This is a genomic window from uncultured Polaribacter sp. (assembly GCF_947495205.1).
In the GTDB taxonomy this organism is placed as follows: domain Bacteria; phylum Bacteroidota; class Bacteroidia; order Flavobacteriales; family Flavobacteriaceae; genus Polaribacter.
The window spans coordinates 129,355-153,435 of the sequence record NZ_CANLXV010000001.1 but is presented as its reverse complement, the minus strand read 5'-3'; the positions used below and the strand labels follow the sequence as shown (position 1 = coordinate 153,435).

At 27.9% G+C, this 24,081-nt stretch carries 21 protein-coding genes; 9 read left to right on the top strand and 12 right to left on the bottom strand.

The window, feature by feature from the left end; all coding sequences use genetic code 11:
- Positions 1-99 precede the first annotated feature (99 nt).
- The 4 genes from Q0762_RS00690 to Q0762_RS00675 form a co-directional block, all read right to left on the bottom strand.
- Positions 100-1,314 carry a cysteine desulfurase gene (locus tag Q0762_RS00690; RefSeq protein ID WP_298762596.1) on the bottom strand — a complete coding sequence of 405 codons (1,215 nt, stop codon included), beginning with the start codon at positions 1,312-1,314 and terminating at the stop codon, positions 100-102.
- Positions 1,315-1,387: 73 nt separating this feature from the next.
- Positions 1,388-1,657, bottom strand: a complete 270-nt coding sequence (locus tag Q0762_RS00685; protein ID WP_298762594.1) for a hypothetical protein — start codon at positions 1,655-1,657, stop codon at positions 1,388-1,390.
- A gap of 2 nt (positions 1,658-1,659) precedes the next feature.
- Complete coding sequence (locus tag Q0762_RS00680; protein ID WP_298762593.1) at positions 1,660-2,244, bottom strand: hypothetical protein; 585 nt, start codon at positions 2,242-2,244, stop codon at positions 1,660-1,662.
- Positions 2,244-3,020, bottom strand: a complete 777-nt coding sequence (locus Q0762_RS00675; RefSeq protein WP_298762592.1) for a hypothetical protein — start codon at positions 3,018-3,020, stop codon at positions 2,244-2,246. The genes Q0762_RS00680 and Q0762_RS00675 overlap by 1 nt, the downstream gene beginning before the upstream one ends.
- A gap of 148 nt (positions 3,021-3,168) precedes the next feature.
- Here Q0762_RS00675 and Q0762_RS00670 point away from each other — a divergent pair, with 148 nt between their 5' ends.
- Positions 3,169-4,485, top strand: coding sequence for a serine hydrolase (locus tag Q0762_RS00670; protein WP_298762589.1), 1,317 nt, complete (start codon positions 3,169-3,171; stop codon positions 4,483-4,485).
- Positions 4,486-4,497: 12 nt separating this feature from the next.
- Here the strand turns inward: Q0762_RS00670 and Q0762_RS00665 are convergent, their stop codons facing one another.
- The 3 genes from Q0762_RS00665 to Q0762_RS00655 all read right to left on the bottom strand — a co-directional run bounded on the left by Q0762_RS00665 (position 4,498) and on the right by Q0762_RS00655 (position 6,973).
- Entirely contained in the window at positions 4,498-5,358 is an 861-nt protein-coding gene (locus Q0762_RS00665; RefSeq protein ID WP_298762586.1) for a FlgO family outer membrane protein, read from the bottom strand.
- Positions 5,355-6,590, bottom strand: coding sequence for a hypothetical protein (locus tag Q0762_RS00660; RefSeq protein ID WP_298762585.1), 1,236 nt, complete (start codon positions 6,588-6,590; stop codon positions 5,355-5,357). The genes Q0762_RS00665 and Q0762_RS00660 overlap by 4 nt, the downstream gene beginning before the upstream one ends.
- 143 nt (positions 6,591-6,733) lie before the next feature.
- A complete protein-coding gene (locus tag Q0762_RS00655) occupies positions 6,734-6,973 on the bottom strand; it encodes a hypothetical protein (RefSeq protein WP_298762582.1) in 240 nt (79 codons plus the stop codon).
- Between the two features lie 17 nt (positions 6,974-6,990).
- Here Q0762_RS00655 and Q0762_RS00650 point away from each other — a divergent pair, with 17 nt between their 5' ends.
- The 7 genes from Q0762_RS00650 (at position 6,991) to Q0762_RS00620 (ending at position 14,038) form a co-directional block, all read left to right on the top strand.
- Positions 6,991-7,146 (top strand): hypothetical protein, encoded by a 156-nt coding sequence (locus Q0762_RS00650; RefSeq protein ID WP_298762580.1) that lies wholly within the window; start codon positions 6,991-6,993, stop codon positions 7,144-7,146.
- Positions 7,147-7,303: 157 nt separating this feature from the next.
- Positions 7,304-9,133 (top strand): tetratricopeptide repeat protein, encoded by a 1,830-nt coding sequence (locus Q0762_RS00645; RefSeq protein ID WP_298762577.1) that lies wholly within the window; start codon positions 7,304-7,306, stop codon positions 9,131-9,133.
- Entirely contained in the window at positions 9,130-9,933 is an 804-nt protein-coding gene (locus Q0762_RS00640; protein ID WP_298762574.1) for a response regulator, read from the top strand. Before Q0762_RS00645 ends, Q0762_RS00640 begins: the two co-directional genes overlap by 4 nt.
- 137 nt (positions 9,934-10,070) lie before the next feature.
- A complete protein-coding gene (locus tag Q0762_RS00635) occupies positions 10,071-10,448 on the top strand; it encodes a hypothetical protein (RefSeq protein WP_298762572.1) in 378 nt (125 codons plus the stop codon).
- A 95-nt stretch (positions 10,449-10,543) separates the two neighbouring features.
- Complete coding sequence (locus Q0762_RS00630) at positions 10,544-10,939, top strand: hypothetical protein (protein ID WP_298762569.1); 396 nt, start codon at positions 10,544-10,546, stop codon at positions 10,937-10,939.
- Between the two features lie 8 nt (positions 10,940-10,947).
- Positions 10,948-11,145 carry a hypothetical protein gene (locus Q0762_RS00625; protein WP_298762568.1) on the top strand — a complete coding sequence of 66 codons (198 nt, stop codon included), beginning with the start codon at positions 10,948-10,950 and terminating at the stop codon, positions 11,143-11,145.
- A gap of 163 nt (positions 11,146-11,308) precedes the next feature.
- Complete coding sequence (locus Q0762_RS00620) at positions 11,309-14,038, top strand: T9SS type A sorting domain-containing protein (protein ID WP_298762565.1); 2,730 nt, start codon at positions 11,309-11,311, stop codon at positions 14,036-14,038.
- Between the two features lie 100 nt (positions 14,039-14,138).
- Here Q0762_RS00620 and sufD read toward each other — a convergent pair whose 3' ends face one another.
- The 5 genes from sufD to Q0762_RS00595 form a co-directional block, all read right to left on the bottom strand.
- The gene (sufD, locus tag Q0762_RS00615; protein ID WP_298762562.1) at positions 14,139-15,452 is read right to left on the bottom strand and encodes a Fe-S cluster assembly protein SufD; all 1,314 of its coding nucleotides are present in this window, start codon (positions 15,450-15,452) and stop codon (positions 14,139-14,141) included.
- A 142-nt stretch (positions 15,453-15,594) separates the two neighbouring features.
- Entirely contained in the window at positions 15,595-16,344 is a 750-nt protein-coding gene (gene sufC, locus Q0762_RS00610; RefSeq protein WP_298762560.1) for a Fe-S cluster assembly ATPase SufC, read from the bottom strand.
- Positions 16,345-16,515: 171 nt separating this feature from the next.
- Complete coding sequence (gene sufB / locus Q0762_RS00605; protein WP_298762558.1) at positions 16,516-17,964, bottom strand: Fe-S cluster assembly protein SufB; 1,449 nt, start codon at positions 17,962-17,964, stop codon at positions 16,516-16,518.
- Positions 17,965-18,012: 48 nt separating this feature from the next.
- Positions 18,013-18,342, bottom strand: a complete 330-nt coding sequence (locus Q0762_RS00600) for an iron-sulfur cluster assembly accessory protein (RefSeq protein WP_298762556.1) — start codon at positions 18,340-18,342, stop codon at positions 18,013-18,015.
- A gap of 107 nt (positions 18,343-18,449) precedes the next feature.
- The gene (locus Q0762_RS00595; protein WP_298762554.1) at positions 18,450-19,505 is read right to left on the bottom strand and encodes a cytochrome c peroxidase; all 1,056 of its coding nucleotides are present in this window, start codon (positions 19,503-19,505) and stop codon (positions 18,450-18,452) included.
- A 335-nt stretch (positions 19,506-19,840) separates the two neighbouring features.
- On the opposite strand from Q0762_RS00595, the gene Q0762_RS00590 reads away from it, so the two are divergent.
- Complete coding sequence (locus tag Q0762_RS00590) at positions 19,841-23,926, top strand: hybrid sensor histidine kinase/response regulator transcription factor (RefSeq protein ID WP_298762551.1); 4,086 nt, start codon at positions 19,841-19,843, stop codon at positions 23,924-23,926.
- Positions 23,927-24,081: the final 155 nt, after the last annotated feature.

Sequence of the window (24,081 nt, the reverse complement as noted above, 5' to 3'; positions counted from 1 at the left end):
AACCTTTTTTTATTTCGTACAATTTGTCATTCTGAAAGAATCCCAAAGTCTTTTATTCGCTTTTATCAGAAGTTTAAACGATTATCACATAACTTTTTTCTAAGAAAGCATCATTACAGCCCTTTTTAATCCATTAACTAAAACATCTATTTCTTCTTTGGTGTTGTAAAAAGAAAAAGAGGCTCTTACAGTTCCAGGTATTTTGTAGAAATCCATAATAGGTTGTGCACAATGGTGTCCTGTTCTAACAGCAATACCTAATTTATCTAAAATTGCACCAATATCATAAGGATGAATTTCGCCAACATTAAAAGAAATAACTGCTGTTTTCTCAGAAGTATTTCCAAAGATTTTTAAGCCTTCTATTTTTAACAACTCTTTTGTTCCGTAAGCTAATAATTCTGCTTCATAAGCTGCTATTTCATCTAAACCAACAGCATTCATATAATCTAACGCAGCGCCAAAAGCAATTCCTCCACAAATATTTGGGGTTCCAGCTTCAAACTTGTGTGGTAAACCAGCATAGGTAGTTTTTTCAAAAGAAACGGTTGCAATCATTTCTCCACCACCTTGATAAGGAGGCAATTTTTCTAACCATTCTTGTTTTCCATATAACAAACCAACTCCTGTTGGTCCACACAATTTATGTGCAGAAGCTACATAAAAATCTACATTTAAAGCTTGTACATCTGGTTTTATGTGTGGTGTGGCTTGTGCACCATCAATTAAAACTGCAGCATTAACTGTATGTGCTTTTTCTATAATTTCTTCAATAGGATTTATGGTTCCTAAAGCATTAGAAACATGGTTGCAAAATACTAATTTTGTTTTTTCGTTCACTAAATTATGATATACTTCCATATCTAAAGCACCATTTTCTAACATAGGTATAACCTTTAAAATAGCACCTGTTTTTTCGCATAACATTTGCCAAGGCACAATATTAGAATGATGTTCTAGGGCAGAAACAATTATTTCGTCTCCTTTTTGTATGAGTGATGCAAAACCAGAGGCAACCATATTAATACTATGGGTTGTACCCGAAGTTAAAATAATTTCATAGGCTTCTTTTGCATTAAAATGATGTTGTATTTTTATTCTTGCCTCTTCATACTTATCCGTTGCTTCTTGACTTAACGTATGTACGCCTCTATGAATATTCGAATTATAATTGCTATAATAATCTGCAATAGCATCTATAACAACTTGTGGGGTTTGTGAGGTGGCTGCATTATCAAAATAAACCAAAGGCTTGCCATGAACTTCTCTTTTTAAGATTGGAAAATCGGCTCTAATTTTATCAACATTAATCATAAAAATCAATTTAGATAACAAAGATAAAGGTTGATTTTTTTAAACTGATAAAAAAGAGTATAAGATTTTGTTATTAAACCACTTTAGAAACCAATTGTACTAAAAAGCTAACACCATTTTGAATATTTGCAATTGCCGCCGCTTTTGCAGTATTGGATAAGGTGGCGTTATCAATAGCTCCTAAAACCGTTAAAGCATTAGCATTTGTTATACTACTTTCTTTAATAAAAGCAGCAACTTCTGTAGTTTTTAAACTTGTTAATGCTGCCAATTGAGTTGTAAATTCAGCATCCGTTTGATTTGCCGCTTTTTCTGCCAGGTTATTCCAATTTATAGCACTCATATCTATTTTATTAATTGTTCAACTTTTAATAATTTTCCCATGTCCAAGCCTGTTTTATGAAGTAAACTATCCATTTTACTTTCTATATTTTTAAAATTTACTTTGTTAGCTGTTAATTTCTTAATGCTAGAAAGTGCATTTTCTTGGGCACTTTCTAGCTTAGTGCTAGCATTTATTAAGTTTTGTAAAGATGATGTTGCTTTAGCATAAGCAATAAAATTACTATTTAAACCAGCAATAATTTTTTGTTGTTGATTTAGTAACAGGTCTTGTAAAGAATCTCTTTTTCTATTAATAACAGGTACAATAGCTTTAATTATATTTGGTAACTCTTGTTTATAATCTAAATCTGCAGGAAGCAATTCTTGATATTTTTTAATAATTGTTGGCGTATAAGAATTGGTAATAAAATTGTTAAGTCTTACTCTTCTTTCTGAGAATAATTGATTTACTAATGCAATATTTAGTTGATGCATTGCATCACCTTCATTAATAATATCTTTAGTAAGTGTTGGTGTAGATTTTGGGATACTTGCACATGAAGTAATGCCTAAAAACAGACAGAAAACAATAATTTTTTTAAACATTATGACGGATTTGTAGTTAAAAAGATACCTTTAATTCTATTGATGATTCCTTGTAAAATGCTAAAAATTGCATCCGAAGAAAAACCACCAATTAAGGCAAGCACACTTTTATTAAAAAGATTTATTTTTTGAGGATCAGAGATGTAAAAAGAAATAATTTCAGACATAATTAAACCTGCAATAATTCCTAAAATAATTTGTGTTAAATAAGCAATAGAATTTTCGGGTTTTAAGGTTCCTTTTTTTAAAGAATCGCTTACCTCTTTTAGTAAATAAAACAAAACACCTAAACCAGCTATAGAACTTAAATATAAAATGTTTAGTAATAATGGAAAACCGCTGTTATTCATTATTCCTTGGTCTAAAGAGTTATTATTTACCTGGGTAGACATACCAGTGGCAATGTATGCAATTAAAAAAAATACTGCCAATAACACTAGGTTTCTTAACAAAGGAAGTTTGTGAAAAATAGATTTTTGGTTGTTTTCTTGGTGCAATTTTTTAGTGAATTTAATAGATTTTGGTGTTGCTGGAGCAATATTTTTACACAGTAAATTGTGTGCGTTTATCAAATCATTTACCGTACTATTTTGTAGTAATTGGTTTACTTCTGTGTTTATAATAATACCATTATAAACGGCAAAAGATAACATACTATTTATTTCTTTACTCAATTCTAAAGTTACTTCTTTAGAAATACCAAAGACTGCTTTTGTAGCATCTATTTTTGTAGTACTGGTATTTTCTTTGGCAACATTGGTTTTTGTAACAGACATAGTTTATCAATTAAAATAATGGTAAATGTAAATTTATCAATCTATTAAAGAGGCGTTGTATGTGCGTCATTTTAAATTCAGGTATTTTTACTTAAATTAAAAAAAGAAGATTTATTGCTTATTTTTACGATGTAAAACCCATTTAATTATGAAAATTTTTAGACGAATATTATTGATTATAGCCATAATTTTATCAATTATAGTAGTAACAAATTATCCTAAATTGAATATTTTGGCGGGTTATTCAGCAAAAAATATGGCTTCCTCTGTTTTTTTAGCAGAAAGAACATTAGCATTTACAGATAGCACAGATAATAGTTTTACACCAGTAAATTTAGCATCAGACCAAGTAGATTTAGAAAACAAAACAGCCACATCTTCTGTATTTGGTTTGTTAACTAGAAAAGCTATTATTAGAGATGGCTTAGGCGCTGTTTTAACGTTAACTGAAGAAGATGAAACTGCACCTTATTTAGTTCCAAAAAGATTAAAAGCAGATGATAAAACTCCTTTTCCTTATGGAAATGCAGCACAAAAAGATTCGGTTTTAGAAAATATAAATTATCAAAAACTGAATACAACAGTAAACGATATGTTTGGAAAACAACAAACAAGAGCTGTTTTAATTTTACATAAAGACCAAATTATTGCAGAAAAATATGCAGATGGTTTTACAAAAGATTCCAAAATTTTAGGTTGGTCTATGACTAAAAGTATTACAAGTACTGTTTTTGGTGTATTACAACATCAACAAAAAATAAACGTACAAGACAAAGCACCAATTAATTCTTGGCAAAAAGACGAAAGAAAAGAAATTACCATCAATAATTTATTACAAATGAATTCTGGCTTAGAATGGGATGAGAATTATGATGAAATTTCTGATGCCACAACAATGCTCTTTTTAGAAAGAGATATGACTAAAATGCAAGAAAGCAAATCTTTGGTTGGTAAACCAAATAATAGCTGGAATTATTCTTCTGGAACTTCTAACCTATTATCTGGTATTTTAAGAAAGCAATTTAAAACGCATCAAGAATATCTAGATTTTTGGTACACTAATTTTATAGATAAAATTGGTATGAATTCTATGATTGTTGAAGCAGATTTGGCTGGAAATTATGTGGCTTCTTCGTATGCTTGGGCAACTGCAAGAGATTGGGCAAAATTTGGCTTATTATATTTAAATGAAGGCAACTGGAATGGCGAACAAATTTTTAGTAAAAACTGGGTAGATTATGTAACTACACCAACGCCAACTTCTAACGGAACTTATGGCGCGCAGTTTTGGTTAAACACAAAAAAACAGTTTAAAGATGTACCAGAAAGTATGTATTTTGCAGATGGTTACCAAGGGCAACGTGTTTATATTTTACCAGATCAAGATTTGGTTGTTGTGCGTTTTGGGTTAAAAAACTTTGATGAGAATAGGTTTTTGAGTGGGGTTTTGGCGAGTGTGGAATGAAGAATTTAATAACTAGATTTTATAAGTTAAAGATTTGCATTTTTCAATTCTAAAACTCCCTTTTATATCTTGTAAAAGCGCTCTTATACCGTTTTTGTACATAGAATATTCGTAATTACCCTCAGGTAAATCATAAAAACATGCATCTTGTATTTTGCCAATATTTATAGACTTTTTAACACGGTTGTTTACACCTCTAAGATCAATTAAGTAAGTACTATTAGTTGTGTTTTTAAAGCAATAATCTCCTGTTTTTAAAAGCTCACATTTTTTATTTGTAAGCGATGCATCATTGTATTTTTCGTTGCTATTAACACGTTTTGTTTCAATTATTTTCTTTTTAGGTTGTAACGTTCCTGTTTGCTCTAAAATTACTTTAATGTTTTCGTCAATGGGTAAGTTTCTAAGTGCAGCAGCAAAATGTAAACCACTTTCTGTATTTATTATTTTTATCCTTAAACGTAAGTTGTGCAGGCCTTTATCTATAGTACCAATAATAATGGCATCTGCTGCATCTAACATACCTAATTGTTTGGCTGTAGCTGGGTTTATAAAGCCTTCTTCATTTAATTGATGTTCTTTAAAAATCATGTTTAAATTTTCTCTATTAATTACCTCTAAACCCTCGCTTGCATTTGTAAAATGTATAGAAAAATCTTCCCTTATATAATTTCCTAATGCATTAACTCTTTTATATGAGTCCGTAAAATCCCAAATAGCAACTTTTAATTTGTTTTTACTCTTTATTCTTTTGGCTACTTCTTCTGCTAGGGAAATCATAGATTTATCAAAATCTGTATAATCTTGAGAATAGCTTCCAAAAAAACTAAAAATAGAAATACAAACTAAAAGGTAGTTTTTCTTTAAAATCATAATTTAAATTTTTTAATGGTGTTATTTTTTGCTGTTGCTTTAGAAAACCCATTGCCAATTAAAAGGTTAGAATAGTTATCTATAACTTCATTAGTTTCTGTAGAAACAACTGTATAATTAATCTGTAATCTACAGGTAAATAGGTCTGTATTAATTTTATTTTTACTAAAAGTATAGTTTACCTTTCCTGTACAAATAAAACGAGTATAATCTTTTATGTCTTCTTTAAAATAAGAAAAGTTATGCATGTGTAAATGCTCTATAACTTTGAGACTTAGTTTACTTGGTTTTATTAAGGTAGCTGTTATGTTATAGCCTTTTGAAGTAAATTCTTTTTTAAGTTGAGTTGTAAATATATTTTCTAATTTCTGATGCCCATCAAAAATAAAGATACTCATGCTATTTGGGTTTTTATTGTTAGTTATAGATTGATTAAAAATAGATTCAATTTTTACCTTAGTTTTTTTAAATAAACTATTATTTTTTATTGGTAATTTTTCTAGAAAATATTTTTTTACAACCTCTTGTGTAATTGGCTGTAATTGTTTTCCAGAAATTGGGTGATGCCCATTTGCGTTGAAATACACCAATTTATTATTATAATTTGTGTACCAAACTAATGGTATATTATTTTTTTTAGAAAAAAACTGTGTTTCTTTTGTGGGTATTATCTGTTTAAAGTTATTATTTACTTGAACACCACCAACATCTATATTTGTATCTCCTTTTTTATTAAAAAAATATAAAGCACAGATACTTACAGCTACAATAGCTAAAACAATACTATAAAACTGAGTAGTATTTTTTTCTATTAATATAGTTAAGTTTGTAGAGTTTTGTTCTTTTTTTTCTTGAGTTTCGTTTAAATTTTGTGCCGATATATTAGGTTTTTTTATGTTAAAACAAGGTATATTTTTTGCTATTGTTTCTTTTTGATGAGCAATGTTTTCTTTAAAATAATGAAACGCATCTGATATGCTTTTGTAATTATTTTCAGAATAATAATTAATTAAAATAATAAGTGTTTCGTTAGACGGAGATTGAGGTTTTCCAGTATTTAAAATGTAATAATTATAATAATTTACTAAAGTTCTTTTAGTTAATTTACTTTCTGCTGGTATTTTTCCTAAAATTTCTTTTGCAGCTTCTGTTTTAGATCCTAAGTTTGAAATCTTCTTGTCTATTTTAATAAAAACAGCAGCTATCACTAAGTAAATATCTTCTTCCGTCATTTTAAAAACACTTTTCTCAAAAGTAAAACAATTTCCATAGAAATGCTATGGAAATAAATTATAGCGTAATCTTATATAACTACCCATTTCTATTTTATTTCCGCTTTATGAGCAAAGGAAATCAACCTATAATACCAAAATCTCTAAAATATATTTGTACCAGAAATAATTTCTAAAACTAGTTTTTTGCTTAAAGAGGCATCTAAAAGCAACTGTACAAAACCAAGTGAAACAGGTACAACTTCACTTTTTACTAGAAAAGAGAACAAGGTAAATATTAGGAAGTAATTACTGCCTTCTCTTTTCTTTTTCCACTTCCTAAATAGAAAGCCTATAGCGGCTTTGTAAGAAACTAAACAGAATTGTTTGGTAACAAATAACATTAAAAATTTTAGAAAGTATGAAAAAAATAATTTTAGTATTGGCTGTTACAGCCTCAATTTTTGGGTTTACTTCTTGTACAGAATTGGAAGATTCTTTGGAGAATGAAAATGTAGAAGTACAAGCAACAACAGGAGAAAACGAAGATGATTATGTAGAACCAGGTAAAGATTAATAAATAAAGACTGTCTAAAAAGTTTAGAGTTTTGTTATTTATGTAATGGAGAAACTTAATTTTTTAAAATAATAGTTAAATTTACTTTTTAGATAGTCTTTTTTTAAAATACCTTATATTTAACACTATGAAATTAGTGAGTTTTAAAATGTTTTTTTTGTTTTTTATTTTTACTCTCTTTTGTTTTACAGAAAATGATAGTCTTACAGTAAAAAATGAAAAAAACTTAGATTACATTAGAGTTGCTTATAAAGAAAAAAATTGGGTACTATTTAACAAAATTCGTTTACAACATTTAAATTCTATATCTTCTAAAAATTTATCTAATACCAATGCTTTAATATTTGATTTTAGTGCTGCCTATTTTAGAAAGGTTAATAAATTAGATAGCGCGTTTTATTACTATCAAAAATCCTTTAAAATTTACAATAACAAAAAAGATTCTTTAAAAGCAGGAAGAATGCTTTTAAATATGGCAATTATTCAAAAAAACGTTTTTAATTTTAAAGAGAGCGAAACAAATTCCTTAAGAGCATTAGACTACTTAAAAAATCAAAAAAAAGATAGAGAGAAATCTTCCATTTATAACAATTTAGGAATAATTTACTACGGACTCCAAGATTATAAAAATGCAATTAAGTACCATAATAAAGCATTAATTATAAGAAAAAAAATAAAAAATGATAAACTAATAATAAGTTCATTAAATAATATTGCGAATGTTTATAAAGAGAAGAAAGAATACGATAGAGCAATTATTCTTTATAAAAAAGCATTAGGTTTTAAGGATGTTTTAAAAACCAAATTAAAAACTAAAGCAACACTTTTAGATAATTATGCACACACGTTATTTTTAAAAAAGGAAAATACCAACTTACCCAAACTTTTTTTAAAAGCTTTACAAATTAGAGATTCTTTAAACGATATCCCAGGTAAAATTGTAAGTAATATGCACTTAGGAGTTTACTATACTAGCTTAGGAGAGAATAAGTTGGCATTACAATTTTTAAATAAAGCTAAAAAATTAGCTAAATCTATTAATTACGTTAAAGATGAGATAGAGGTTATGGAACTATTATTACCTATTTATCCTAAAAAACAAGCTTTAAAGGAAGCTAAATTAATTATTTTTAAAAAAGATAGTATCCAAAAACAAGAACGAAATATAAAAGAAAGTATTTCTAGAGTAAAATTTGAATCATCAGAAAAAGAAAAAGAAAACCTAGAACTTAAAGCAGAAAAGGCAACACAAAAACTTCTTACTCAAAGAGCAAATACAAGAAACTGGTTATTATTAGTGGGGTTAGCAGTGGTTGGACTGATTTCTTTTGTTCTTTACAGACGCTATAAAGCAGAAACAAAAGCAAAAACAACAATAGCAAACCAAAAAGAAGTAATAGAAAACCTACAGAAAGAGCTGCATCATAGAATAAAAAATAACCTTTCTGTAATTAACACGTTTATAGAAGTAGCAAAAGAAGAGTTTACAGGAGAAAATGTAGCAGATAAATTAACAGAAATACAAAACAGAGTATATAGTATAAACCAAATACACAAACAACTTTATAAAAATAAAGATGTAACCCAATTAAAGGTAAAAAACTACATAAACATTCTTATTAAAAATGTAACCAATACCTATGCTAAAAAAAATATTACTTTTAAGAATAATATAGATAATATTTCATTAAATCCAGCAATTTCTTTTCCTATTGGTCAAATTATTAATGAGTTTTTAACAAACACTTTTAAATATGCTTTTTTAGATGATAAAGGAACTATTAGCATTACTTTTAAAGAAGAAAAAGAAAATTATCTTCTAAAACTTACGGATAATGGAAAAGGTTTACCAGCAAATTTTAATTTTAAAGAAACTACAACTTTTGGTTTTAGAATAATGCAATTGTTAACCCAACAAATTAATGGTATTTTTACCTTAGAAAGTAAAAACGGAGTGCAACTAACCATAAATATACCCAAAAAATGAAAGCCCATATTTTAATTGTAGAAGATGAACCTACTTTATATGAAGGTTTAAGAAGAGCTTTAGTAAAACAACGCTTTACGGTAGATGATTACACAAAAAGTTATGATGAAGCCATAGAAAGAATTCATAAAAATTTGCCAGATGTTGTTTTATTAGACATTAATTTGCAAGGCAAAAAAGATGGTTTAGATTTGGGTAAAATTTTACAAAAAAAATATAAAATTCGGTTTATATATGTAACCGATTTTGATGATGATATGACGTTTCAAAAAGGGTTGCATACCAACCACCAACATTTTATAGTAAAAACAAAACCTACCTTAAATATTACAGAAATTACAAGAGCAATACACACAGTTTTACATAAAAAAGAAACATTACAAGACTTAAATACCAAAAACGGTGTGCTTGGTTTGGTAGGGTATTTAGATAATATAAAAGAATATGGCATTGGCAATATTACACGCGTACCAGTTGCCTATACAGATATTGCTTTTTTTACCATAAAACCTTTTGTAAATGAAAACGAAAAAAAAGAAAAACTTAGAGATAACTACTTATGGTTTTTAACCAAGAAAAAACATTGTTATTTTTTAAAAACTTCGCTAAAAAAACTCGCTAAAACTTTACCAAATAATTTTATTAGAATTAATGAAAGTTATATTGTAAATATAAATCCAGCTTTTTTTAATGGTAGCGTAAATGGCTCTAAAATAGTTATTAAAGGTGAAGAATTGGTTATAAACAGCACCTATAAAAAAGCTTTTGAAAAAAGGATGGAACAACTGTATCACTCTTAAATATAAATTTTCATTAAAAAAGTAGTGTTTTTCACTACATTTTTTTTTGATTATAACTTCTGCATAATATTGTAAAATAAATATTATAGCAGTTGAAAAAACATATCACACTTTCCTTTATTTTTTTAGCCCTATGTATGTCATGCAGCAGTAATGATGATGACAATTTAGACAGTGTTAATTTTATAAACCCACCAAAATGGATTTTAGGTACATGGTTAGATAAATCAGAACCTGCTTGGGCGCAAATAGGTGGTTTTAAATTTACAAATGATAATTTATTTGATTTATCTTCAAACGGAACCATTACAATTAATTTAAAAGAAGGGCTTAAACAAGGTATAGACGCTGGTGTAATTTCTGTTAATGAAAATAGCACAAGCACCAGTTATAGCCTAGAAATTGTGTCTTCTGGAGCTATAAGCAGTAGCTATGAGTTTTCTAAAGGAAACAATAACGCTAGTATTGTTTATAAACTTACTGCAACCAGAAATGTAATTTTAACTAAGCAGTAATTTTTTAAAATAAAAGTAACTTAATTAATAATGACTCTATAACTAACCATTAAAAAATCCTTTTGAGTCAAAGGAAAATTAAAAAATTAAAAAATATGAAAACAAAAAATTTATTTGTGTTGGCTTTGGCAGTAATACTTTTAAGTAGTTGCTCTGCGCGTTTAGTAGACTTTACTGTTATAAGCTCTAAAAACCATTCTATAAAGTTTAATCTTGATGAAGGAAAAGTAACCAAAGGTAAAAGCATGGGGGTTTTAGGTTTTGGAGTAAATATAAAAGATGCTATGGATCAAGCTTTAGAAAATGCAGGACCACAGTATGATGTTTTAGTAAACGGAGTTGTGCGTTCTAAAAGCTATTATTTCTATGGAGGTTTTGAAGTAGAAGGCACTGCCGTAAATTCTAGAAAACTAATTGCAAAATTAGGGCAAAAAGGCTATGAAAACTGGTTGCAAGGTAAAAAAGTAGCCTATAACAAAAAGAAGAAATAAAAAAAATTATGAAAAAGAGAAAACTTTATATGGTAATGGCTATTTTTTTAGTCATTACCATTTCTTGTTCTAGTAATAAAGAAGATTTAGAAAATACAACCAATTTAATAGGTTCTAAATGGGTAAATTTAGATACAACAACAGGTATTGATTTTTATACTTTTATATCATATCATCTACAGAATATATCTATACAGAAGATTTAGGACCATCTAAAGGAACTTATACGTTTAATATCAGTAATGGTAAAGGAGAATTCTTTGAAGATGGAGAAGCATATGTTTTTGAAATCAATGGAGACTTACTTTCTTTTAATGATAAAGATGATTTCTATAAAAGAGAATAAAAAATTTAACTATTAAAAAAACTATGAAAAAGAATATTTTAAAAACAAACTTAACCCTAGTATTTATAATACTTACCAATATAATAGTTGCACAAAAAATATATACAGGAAGTCTATCTTTAAAATCGCAAGCAGAAGTAGATGCTTTTGGAGCTGAAAATTATACAGAAATTGAAGGTTGGTTAAGGGTTGAAGGAGAGGATATTACAAACCTTGACGCTTTACAAACTTTAGAAAAAGTAAAATATTCTTTATGGATTTTAAACAATCCAAACTTAGAAAGTATAAATGGCTTATTCAATTTAAAATCTGTGGCAATTTCTGATATTAGTTCTAATCTTTACATAAAAAATAATTTTAAATTAAAAAGTTTAAAGGGTATACAGAATTTAAAATATATCAACTTTATAAAAATAATAGGGAATAAAAGCCTTAAAGATATTGATAGTTTAAAAAACATAAATCCTAAAATTAGACATATTAATATTTCTGAAAACGACAGTTTATTAGATCTTAAAGGTTTACAAAATATAAAAGAAATAACAGGTTATTTATATTTAAAAGAAAATAAAAATCTACAAAGTTTAAAAGGTTTAGATAGTTTAATAACTATTGGAGGTACATTAACACTTCAGGAAAATGTTTCAATAGAAAATTTAAACTCATTATCTAAACTAGAAAACGCAGGATCTTTATGGATTACTTTAAATAAAAAGCTAAACAATTTTTGCGGTTTAGCCAATCTTTTTAAATCAGATTTACCAGGTTCATTTTCTATGACTGCAGGTGGCAATTTATACAATCCTAAAGTAAATGATATTAAAAATGGAGATTGTTCTCTAAAAATACAATTTACCCAAATACCAGATAACAATTTTGAACAAGCTCTAATAGACTTAGGTTTAGATGATGTTATAGACAACAGAGTTCAAACATCCAATATTAATGCATTAACCAAATTAGATGTTGATGGTGCTAATTTAACCAATAAAATAACAGATTTAACTGGTATACAAGACTTTATAGCATTAGCCGAATTAAATTGTTGGAACAACAAAATTACTTCTCTAGATGTTAGTAAAAACATTAACTTAAAAGATTTATATATTTCTAATAATCTATTAAATACCATAGATGTCTCTAAAAACAATTTATTGGAAGTATTATATTGTGGTTATAATCAATTTACTGGTTTAGACTTAAGTAGTAATACAAAACTAAAACAATTAGGTTGTGCGCGCAACAATCTTTCTTCTCTAGATTTAAGCAATAATTCAGAATTAGATTATTTGGTATTTAGTGATAATTCTCTAACGAATATAGATGTAAGTAACTTAAACTTATTAGAACATTTAGTATTTACTAACAATCAAATTTCAGAAATTGATTTAAGTAATAATTTAAATTTAACCGGCTTATTTGTTGCAAACAATAAATTAGTAGATTTAGATATAGGTGCTAATAAAAAAATATATAGATTTAATGCATCTAGTAATAATTTAGCTACTCTAAATGTAAAAAATACGAACAATACAAACTTTATTACTTTTGATATTTCCAACAACCCATATCTTACTTGTGTTTTTGTGGATGATGCAAAATATAGCAACAACAATTGGACAAACATAGATTTAAATGCTGCTTTTGTAGAAAACCAAGCAGAATGCGAAGCTCAATTTACAAACATACCAGATAACAATTTTGAACAAGGTCTCATAGATTTAGGTTTAGATAATGTTGTAAATAATAAAGTTAAAACCTCTAATATTTCTACTTTAACAAAATTAGATCTTGATGGCGCAAATAAAGGCACAAACACAAAAATTAAAGATTTAACAGGTATAGAAGATTTTGTAGCATTAACAGAATTAAATTGCTGGAATAATAAAATTACTTCGCTTGATGTTAGTAAAAACATTAATTTAAAAGATTTATATATTTCTAATAATCTATTAAATACCATAGATGTCTCTAAAAACAATTTATTGGAAGTATTGTATTGTGGTTATAATAAATTTACTGCTTTAGATTTAAGTAATAATACAAAATTAAAACAGTTAGGTTGTGCGCGCAACAATCTTTCTTCTTTAGATTTAAGCAATAATTCAGATTTAGGTTATTTGGTATTTAGTGATAATTCTCTAACAAAAATAGATGTAAGTAACTTAAACTTACTAGGACATATCGTATTTACTAACAATCAAATTTCAGAAATTGATTTAAGTAATAATTTAAATTTAACCGGCTTATTTGCTGATAATAACCAATTAAAAGAATTAGATATTAGTAGAAATAGAAAAATATATAGGTTTAGTGTATCTAATAATGAATTAACTACTTTAAATGTAAAAAACACAAACAACACAAATTTTATTTCATTTAATGCTACAAACAACCCAAATTTAAGCTGTATTTTTGTTGATGACAAATCTTACAGCTCTAATAATTGGATAAAGAAAGATGCAACTTCTTTTTTTGTAGAAACGCAGTTAGAGTGTGAAACTACTTTAAGTAATAGCAAGGTATTTGAATTAGCTACTTCAATTTTTCCAAATCCAACAAAAAATAATTTTACAATTCAAACCGAAGAATTAATTTCTAAAGTAATTATTTACGATGTTTTAGGAAAAAAACTAGCAACTTTTGTAAACACAAAAAAAGTAAGTTTAGAAAGTGTACCAAATGGGATTTACTTTATTCACATTTTTTCTGATAAACTACAACAGAAGGTAATTAAGATTATTAAAAACTAATAGGTTCAAATAATTTTATTTGATAATTAAAATCCTTTTTAAATAAAAAAACCACGCTTTTAGCGTGGTTTTTATTTGATACAAAAAGAATCTAAGAACCCTACAAATCAAACCCAATATTAACGCCTAATTTGTTAGCAATTAATTTAGTAATACGTTGTTTTACTTCTGGTATTTTTACGCTTTCTAAAACCGTATTTGCAAAAGCAAACATTAATAAACCTTTACCTTGCTTTTCTGGTATACCACGTTGTTGCATGTAAAATAAAGCATCATCGTCTAATTGGCCAATAGTACAACCATGAGAACATTTTACATCATCTGCAAAAATTTCTAACTGTGGTTTTGCGTTTATGGTTGCTTTATCGCTTAATAAAACGTTGTTATTTTGCTGATATGCATTTGTTTTTTGTGCTTCTTTTTCTACAATTACTTTTCCGTTAAAAACAGCTGTAGAACGCTCATCATAAATACCTTTATAATCTTGGTGCGATTCACAATTTGGTTCTATATGATGCACTAAAGTATGATGATCTACATGTTGCTTACCTTCAATAATTGTAACTCCTTTTAAAATAGAATCTATATGTTCTCCTTTTTGATAGAAGTTTAAATTGTTTCTTGTGATGTTTCCACCAAAAGAAAATGTATGCACAGAAACTACAGAATTAGATTTTTGTTCTATATAAGAATTGTCTACTAAAGAAGCCGTTTCTTCATCATTCTGTATCTTATATATATCTACATTAGAAGCTTTATCTGCAAAAACCTCTGTTACAATGTTAGATAAAACAGGGTTTGAGTTTAAACTCTGATGACGTTCTATGATTTGAACCTGAGCATTCTCTCCAACTACAACTAAATTTCTTGGCTGCACCATTGTTGCTGTTTCAGAACCTGTTGTAAAATTGATGATTTGTATTGGCTTTTTAACAACCGTATTTTTTGGTATATTTATATAAGCACCTTCTGTTGCAAAAGCAGTATTTAAAGAGGTTAAATTGTCTTGTTTTGCAATTTTATTAAAATACTTATCTATAGTCTCTTTATATTTAGGACTGCTTAATGCAGATGACATTAAACAAACGTCGTATTGGTCGTGCGTAGTTTGTGATAAAAAAGAGCTATACTTTCCGTCTATAAAAACTACTTTATACGAGTCTATTTCGTGAATAAAATATTGTTTTACATCTGCTAATTCTACAGCAACATCTTTGTTTGGGAATAAACTATAATCTTGTTTTAATACAGATTTTAAAGAAGTATATTTCCAAGCTTCTAACTTTTTGGTAGGAAAACCTAACGCTTCAAAGTTTTTAAAAGCTTCAGAACGAATTTCGTGTACATCAGAATTTATGTCTACTTTATTTTCAAAAGCAACGTAAGATGATAATAATTTGTCTTGTAATTCCATTTTCTTTAAGTCTTCAGTAATCAGTCTTCAGTTGGCAGTTTATGAATTTTCAAAAAAACTACTGATAACTGACTATTTTTTATTCTTAATTAATTTTACATGCAGTTGCTGACTGCAAACTGCTACTGATTTTACTGCGAACTTAAACAAGTTCTTGCTTAATCCAGTCGTATCCTTTTGCTTCTAATTCTAGTGCTAAAGAAGCATCACCGGTTTTAACAATTTTACCATCGTGTAAAACGTGTACAAAATCTGGTACTATATAATCTAATAAGCGTTGGTAATGTGTAATTACAATTACTGCATTGTCTTTAGATTTTAATTTGTTTACTCCGTTTGCAACAATACGCAAAGCATCAATATCTAAACCAGAATCTGTTTCGTCTAAAATGGCTAATTTTGGTTCTAACATTGCCATCTGAAAAATTTCGTTACGTTTCTTTTCACCTCCAGAAAAACCTTCGTTTAAAGAACGTCCTAAAAACTTTCTATCAATTTCTAATAATTCAGATTTTTCACGAATCATTTTTAACATGTCTTTAGCAGGCATGTCTTCTAAACCTTTTGCTTTTCTTGTTTCGTTAATCGCTGTTTTTATAAAGTTTGTTACAGAAACTCCAGGAATTTCTACAGGATATTGAAACGATAAGAAAACACCATTATGTGCTCTTTCTTCTGGTGCCAACTCACTAATATCTTCGCCATTTAACTCTATATTACCACCAGTAACTTCATATTCTTCCTTCCCAGCAATAACGCTTGCTAAAGTACTTTTACCAGCACCATTTGGTCCCATAATTGCGTGTACTTCGCCTGCTTTTACTTCAATATTTAATCCTTTTAAAATTGCTTTTCCGTCAATTTCTGCTTGTAAATTCTCTATTTTTAACATTGTAAAATTGGTTTAAAGTCTAAAAGACAAAAGTCAAAAGTTAAAAACTTAAGAACTAAGGTCTACAACTTCATTTATTTTTTATTTAAATATTTTATTAATCCTCCAATTAATTTTTAAAACAACAACTCTAGATTTTCAGACTTGAAACTTTTAGACTTTATACTATTTCTATCCAACACTTCCTTCTAAAGAAATTTCTAATAGTTTTTGTGCTTCTACCGCAAATTCCATTGGTAACTTATTTAGTACTTCTTTACTAAAACCGTTTACGATTAATGCAATAGCTTTTTCTGTATCTATACCACGTTGATTGCAGTAAAATAATTGGTCTTCACCAATTTTACTTGTTGTTGCCTCGTGTTCTATTTGTGCCGATTTATTTTTGGTTTCTATGTATGGGAATGTGTGTGCACCACATTCATTTCCCATTAATAAAGAATCACACTGTGAGAAATTACGTGCATTTTCTGCTCTAGAATTTATCTGCACCAAACCTCTATAACTGTTTTGAGATTTACCTGCTGAAATTCCTTTAGAAATAATAGTAGATTTTGTGTTTTTACCTAAATGAATCATTTTGGTACCAGTATCTGCTTGCTGAAAATTATTAGTTACTGCAATTGAGTAAAACTCACCAACAGAATTGTTACCTTTTAAAATACAAGAAGGGTATTTCCAAGTTACGGCAGAACCTGTTTCTACTTGTGTCCAAGAAATTTTTGCATTGTTTTCACACAAACCTCTTTTGGTTACAAAATTGTAAACACCACCTTTACCTTCTTTATTACCAGGATACCAGTTTTGTACGGTAGAATATTTAATTTCTGCATCATCCATAGCAATTAATTCTACAACTGCCGCGTGTAATTGATTTTCATCACGCATTGGAGCTGTACAACCTTCTAAATAAGAAACGTAGCTGCCTTTGTCTGCAACTACAAGCGTTCTTTCAAACTGGCCTGTTCCTCCTTCATTAATTCTAAAATAAGTAGACAATTCCATAGGGCATTTAACACCTTTTGGAATGTAGCAGAAAGATCCATCAGAAAAAACTGCCGAATTTAATGCGGCATAAAAATTGTCTGAAGTAGGTACAACTGTTCCTAAATATTTTTTTACCAATTCTGGATGTTCTTGAATTGCTTCTGAAATTGGCATAAAAATAATACCTTTTTCACCCAACGTTTTTTTGAATGTTGTTGCAACAGAAACAGAATCCATTACAATATCTACAGCAACATTGGCTAGTTTCTTTTGCTCGTCTATAGAAATTCCTAAACGTTTAAAAGTGTCTAACAATTCTGGATCTACTTCATCTAAAGAATTCAACTTTGGCTTTTGTTTTGGTGCAGAATAGTATGCAATGTCTTGAAACTTTGGTTTCTCATAATGTACATTTGCCCATTCTGGTTCTTCCATCTGTTCCCAAACTCTAAAGGCTTCTAATCGCCATTCAGTCATCCATTCTGGTTCGTTTTTCTTTTTAGAAATTGCACGAACAACGTCTTCGTTTAAACCAACAGGAAACGTATCGCTTTCTATATCTGTATAAAAACCGTATTTGTATTCTTGCGTTTTTAATTCTTCTTCAAGTTGTTCTTCTGTATATTTACTCATAATTTTTCTTTTTTTACGCCTTCCTTTAGAAAAGGTTAGGATGGGATTTTAGAGTGAGAACGACTCCCCACAACCACACGTTCTGTTTGCATTTGGGTTGTTAAAAACAAAGCCTTTACCGTTTAAACCACCAGAATATTCTAGTGTTGTGCCTACTAAGTATAAAAAACTTTTTTTATCTACAATAAGTCTTACATTATTTTCCTCAAATATTTTATCGTCTTCAGATTTCTTATTATCAAAAGTTAAATCGTAAGATAAACCTGAACACCCTCCACTTTTTACACCAACTCTTACATAGTCTGTTGTTGCGTCAAAGCCATCGTCTGTCATTAACTCAATGACTTTCTTTTTAGCTGTGTCTGAAACTTTTATCATAATTTATAGGTAGATTGAATCTAAATTGAATGCAAAGATAAAACATAAGTTAAACAAATCTGTTAAACTTTCATTAACAACTGCAATAAAACTATTAGTTTTATTGATTATTCTTGAAAAGCATGGTTGTTTATAAAATCATAATCGGAAAGTGATAGTAAAAATGCCTTTAAATCTGCTTTTTCTTGGGCAGATAAGTTTACACCACCTTTATTAATTTGTTTCATTAAAGGATCTATGGTAGCAGAAATTTGCAAGCCGGTTGAATAAAATTCGATAACCTCATTTAACGTAGCAAATCTGCCATCATGCATATAAGGAGCTGTAAAGGCTAAATTTCTAATAGACGGAGTTTTAAATTTACCATTATCTCTAGGATCTCCTGTAATAGCACCCAAGCCTAAATCTGTAAAATTACGATCTAAACCATTATTATGAAATTGGTTATCTGTCCAAAGTGGGTTGTTTTCACTTCCATGGCAATGGAAACAATCGCCTTTTTCTTCTGTCATAAAAATTGTGAAACCGTTTTGTTCTGCAAGTGTTAAAGTAGCTTCTCCGCGTAAATATTTGTCAAATTTAGAGTTGGCAGAAATTAATGTTCTCTCAAATTGAGCAATGGCTTTGGTTACTAAAGTGCTGTTTATGCTTTCTGTGCCAAAAGCTTGCTCAAAAAGTAAAGGATATTCTGAATGATTTTGTAGTTTTTTTTCTACATTTTCCCAGTTTTCTCCCATTTCTATTGGGTTTGTAACGGGTTCTAAAGCCTGATTTTCTAAACCAAATTCTTTGCCGTCCCAAGAAAAACGTTCGGTAAAATTCCAAGCTAAATTAAATAATGGCATTGCATTTCTGTTGCCTAAATTGCCATTAATACCTTTGCTAAACTGTAAATTATCTGTAAATGCTTTTTGCGGATTATGGCAAGTAGCACAAGATTGTGTATTGTCTTTAGACAGTATTTTATCAAAAAAAAGTTTTTTACCTAAAGCAACTCCTTCTACTGTTAATCCATTATCTGCAGGAATTAAAGGAGCAATTAATTTATTCGAAAATAAAGTAGGAATTTTTAAATTATAAGAAATAGGTAAATATATTTCTTCTTCTTTTGATGTGCAATGCATTAATATTAAAGAGAAAAGAAGAAATAATATTTTTTTCATTTTTTAGTATTTTTTATTTTTAAAGCATAATAGTAGCTCTAATAGCAAATTTATCAGGCAAATTACAAAAGAATATTTGGGTTTCTACAAAAAAATAATAGAAATAAAGGTATGCGATTTTTGCTTTTTGTGTAAAATTTAATGCTGTAAATTAAAAATAACGATTGCAAAAAAGAAGAAAAATAAACTTATTTTTTTGTAAATGTTTAAACTACTACCTATTGAATAATTTTTTATTTGTATTCATTTTATCAAATTATTGCAAACTATTAACGCCGTAAAAAGATTAAAAATTACTATATTTCAATTCTAAAATTGCAAACAACAATCCTCCTATGAATTTTAAAAAAGTAGTATTATTTTTTTCAATTATTTTTAGCTTTTTTGCTTTTGCTCAAGAAGAAATTCAATTTAACCATATTTCTACAGCTCAAGGTTTGTCTCAAAGTTCTGTAATTGCAATTCACCAAGACAAACTAGGGCAAATGTGGTTTGGTACACGAGATGGTTTAAATAAATATGATGGTTATAATTTTACAGTTTTTAGAAATATTGCAAATGATAAAAGTGCTATAAGTAACAATGATATTTTATCAATTTTAGAAGATTCTGAAGGTTTTCTATGGATTGGAACGTACAATGGTTTAAATAAATATAATCCTAAAACAAACTGCTTTACTAACTTTTTTCATAGTAAAGAAAAAAACTCTTTAAGTAATAATACTATTTGGAGTATTAAAGAAATGGCCAATGGAGAAATTTGGTTAGGTACTGCTAATGGGCTTTCTATTTACAACAAAAATACAGGTTCTTTTACCAATGTTTTTAATGATGCGAATAACAAAAATAGTTTGGTTAATAATCATGTATATACTATTTTACAAACAAAAAATAATACAATTTGGTTAGGTACTAAAGCGGGTTTAAGTAAACTTAAAAGTAGTACAAATGGTAATTATATTTTTGAAAATTTTGTTAGTTTACCCAATAATTCTAAACCAATTAGAGCTCAAAATATAATTGAGTTAGATGAAGATAATTTACTAATTGGCTCTAAAGAACAGAGCATTTTAAAATATAGTTTTAAAAATAATACTATAGAAAAATACTTATCAAAAGAAGCAAGTAAAATAATTTCTAAAAACGTTAGACAACTTTTTTTTGATGATAAAAATACGCTTTGGGTAGGTACTTACAGGGGCTTGTTTTTAATTGATAAAAATAATAAAATAACAATCTTAAAAAGTGATAATACAAACACTAAAAGTATAAGTAAAAACTCTATAAAATCTATTTACAAAGATAAAAAAGGTGCTATTTGGATTGGTACCTATTATGGTGGTTTAAATATTTGGGACAAAGCAAATGTCAATTTTATCAATTTTACAGATTCCCAAATTTCTAGAAAATTAAACTACAATGTAGTTGGTGCTATTGCTCATTATAAAGAGCAACTAATTTTTGGCACAGAAGGTAGAGGTGTTAACTTTTATAATACAAAAACCAAAGAGACTTCAATTTTAGAAAATAAAAGCAAAACCATACTACCAAATAAAAATATTAAAACCCTTTTAGTAGATAAAGACAAACTTTTGGCAGGTACATTAAGTAGTGGTATTGCTATTTATAATTTATCAACAAAAAAATTTCAAAACAATTTTGTAAGTGAAGAGCTTTTTAAATTCTTAAATAATATTGGGGTTTACACCATTAAAAAAGATAAAAATAATACGTTTTGGTTTGGTACTTTTGGTGAAGGAGTAATTAGTTTTAATGAGAAAACAAAACAAATAAAAACCTACAAGAAAAGTGCAAATATCAATTCTCTTTCTAATAATTTGGTAAGATCTATTTTTATAGATTCTAAAAATGCAGTTTGGATTGGTACTCAAATAGGATTAAATAAAATTACAAATGGTACAACAGTAGCACACTATTTTTATGATAGTAACCTTTCTTCTGGAGACGATATTACTACTATTTTTGAAGATAAAAATAACACCATTTGGGTAGGAACAAAAGCAAAAGGTCTATTTAAACTAAACCAAAATAATACGTTTGAGAAAGTTATTTTAGATAGTAAAAAAGATGCGTTTTCTAATGTGCATAGTATTTTAGAAGATAATGATTTTAATTTATGGATAAGCACCAATACAGGACTTGTAAAATATGGAATAAACACAGGCAAAAGTATTACTTACAACCAAACAGATGGTTTAATTAGTAATGAATTTAATGACAATTCATGTTTAAAAATTAATAATTCTCAATTTTATTTTGGAGGTCCAAATGGAGTAACCTCCTTTAACACAGAAAATTTTACAATTAATGCGTATGCGCCGCAAGTTTTAATAACAGATTTTCAGTTAAAGAATAAATCTTTAAGTATAAATGACAAAAATGCCATTTTAAATAAAACTATTGGGTTTACAAAAAAACTCTCTTTGCCATATAACGAAGGTAATTTTTCCATTCACTTTGCAATTCCAAATTTTATCAACCCAAAAAATAACCAATATAAATACAGATTAAAAGGTTTAGAAAAAGATTGGGTGTACACAAACCAAAACTCAGCTTATTATACCATACAAAAAGCTGGAAATTATACATTTGAAGTAAAAGGAGCAAATAACAATAAGATATGGAATACAAAGGCCACTACTTTAAAAATAAAAGTATTACCAGCACCTTGGCGCAGTTGGTGGGCATTTGTATTGTATGCATTGGTTGCTCTTACAGCACTTTATTTTTTAATTTCTATACAAAAAACTAAAGCTCGTTTAAAACATGATTTGCATTTAGAGTTAATAGAAAATCAAAAGAAAGAAGAAGATAACAAAGCAAAATTAGAGTTTTTCACAAATATTTCTCATGAATTTAGAACTCCATTAACCTTAATACTTGGTCCTTTACATCAAATTTTAGAAAAATATACAGGCAACAGTAAAATGTATAAAAAACTATTAGTTGTAGAAAGTAGCGCAAACCACCTACTTTCTTTAGTAAACAGATTAATGGATTTTAGAAAACTAGAAAAAAACCTTTTTAAATTACAATCTGCAGAAGGTAATATTGTAAAATTTTTAAAAGAAATTTATCTCTCTTTTTCGGAATATGCCAATGATGGAGATTATGATTATAGTTTTCATACTACAAATGATAAGATATTAGTCTATTATGACCGTTATAAATTAGAACGTGTTTTTTATAATTTAATTTCTAATGCATTTCGTTACACACCTAAAGGTGGTATTATTTCAGTTAGAGTTAAAACAGAAAACAATCAAATTATAATTACTGTTGAAGATTCTGGTGTAGGAATATCTCAAGAATATAAAGATAAAATATTTGATCGTTTCTTTGAAATTGCAGTAAATAATAGTCCAGATAAAAACTATAACAAGGGCACAGGTATTGGTCTTTCAATAGCAAAAAACATTGTAGCCTTGCATAAAGGGAAAATTAAGGTAGACAATAATATAAATGAAAAAGGATCTATATTTTCTGTAGTATTACCTTTAGGAAAAAAACATTTAGCGGAAGATGAAATTATAAAAGATTTTAAATTTAGCGATGATTTATCGCAATATGTTGCTCAATTAGAAAAACCAAATGAGTTCTTTAAAGAAGAAATTGGAGAAAATATTTATAAAGAAGATGCACCAACCATACTTATTGTAGAAGACAATAAGCCGTTGCGTGCGTTTATAAAAAATGTATTAAAAGAAGATTACAATGTTTTAGAGGCAGAGAATGGTAAAATTGCCTTAAAAATGGCAATAAAACACACACCAAATTTAATAGTAAGTGACGTTGTAATGCCTGTTATGGCGGGTACAGAACTCTGTACAGAAATAAAAAAAGAAATAAAAACAAGTCATATACCTATTATTTTATTAACCTCTAGAACCTCTTTAATATTTAAATTAGAAGGTTTAGAAAGCGGTGCAGATGATTATATAAGTAAACCTTTTAATTTAAAAGAATTTAAACTTCGCATAAAAAATATTTTAGAAACCGCTACAAAACAAAAAGAAAAATTTGCTGTGGCCGAAACTTTAGTACCAAATGAAGTAATTGTATCTTCTTTAGACGAAAAATTATTTAAAAAAGCTTTAGAAATAGTTGAAAAAAACATCGCGAATGAAACTTTTGATATTCCTAGTTTTTGTGCAGAATTGGGTGTAAGTAGAACAATGTTGTTTGTGAAAATTAAAGCTTGGACTAATTTTACACCCAATGAATTTATACAACATTTTAGAATGAAACGTGCCGCACAACTTTTAGAACAAGGTAAAATTAACATTTCTGAAGTAAGTTATAAAGTAGGTTTTAAAAACCCAAAATACTTTAGTAAATGCTTTCAAAAGAAGTATGGTGAGACGCCAACACAGTATTCTAACAAGTTTTTTGATTATTAATTTGATAAAATAACACCTGTTTTTTTCTTTATACCACAGGGTTTGTACATTTTTACTACCAGTATAGGATTTTTAGAGGTTAATTTTTAAATACTTTTAGCAAATGAAAACTAAATCAAAAACTACAGTATTAGAAATTATTCTTGTAACAATAA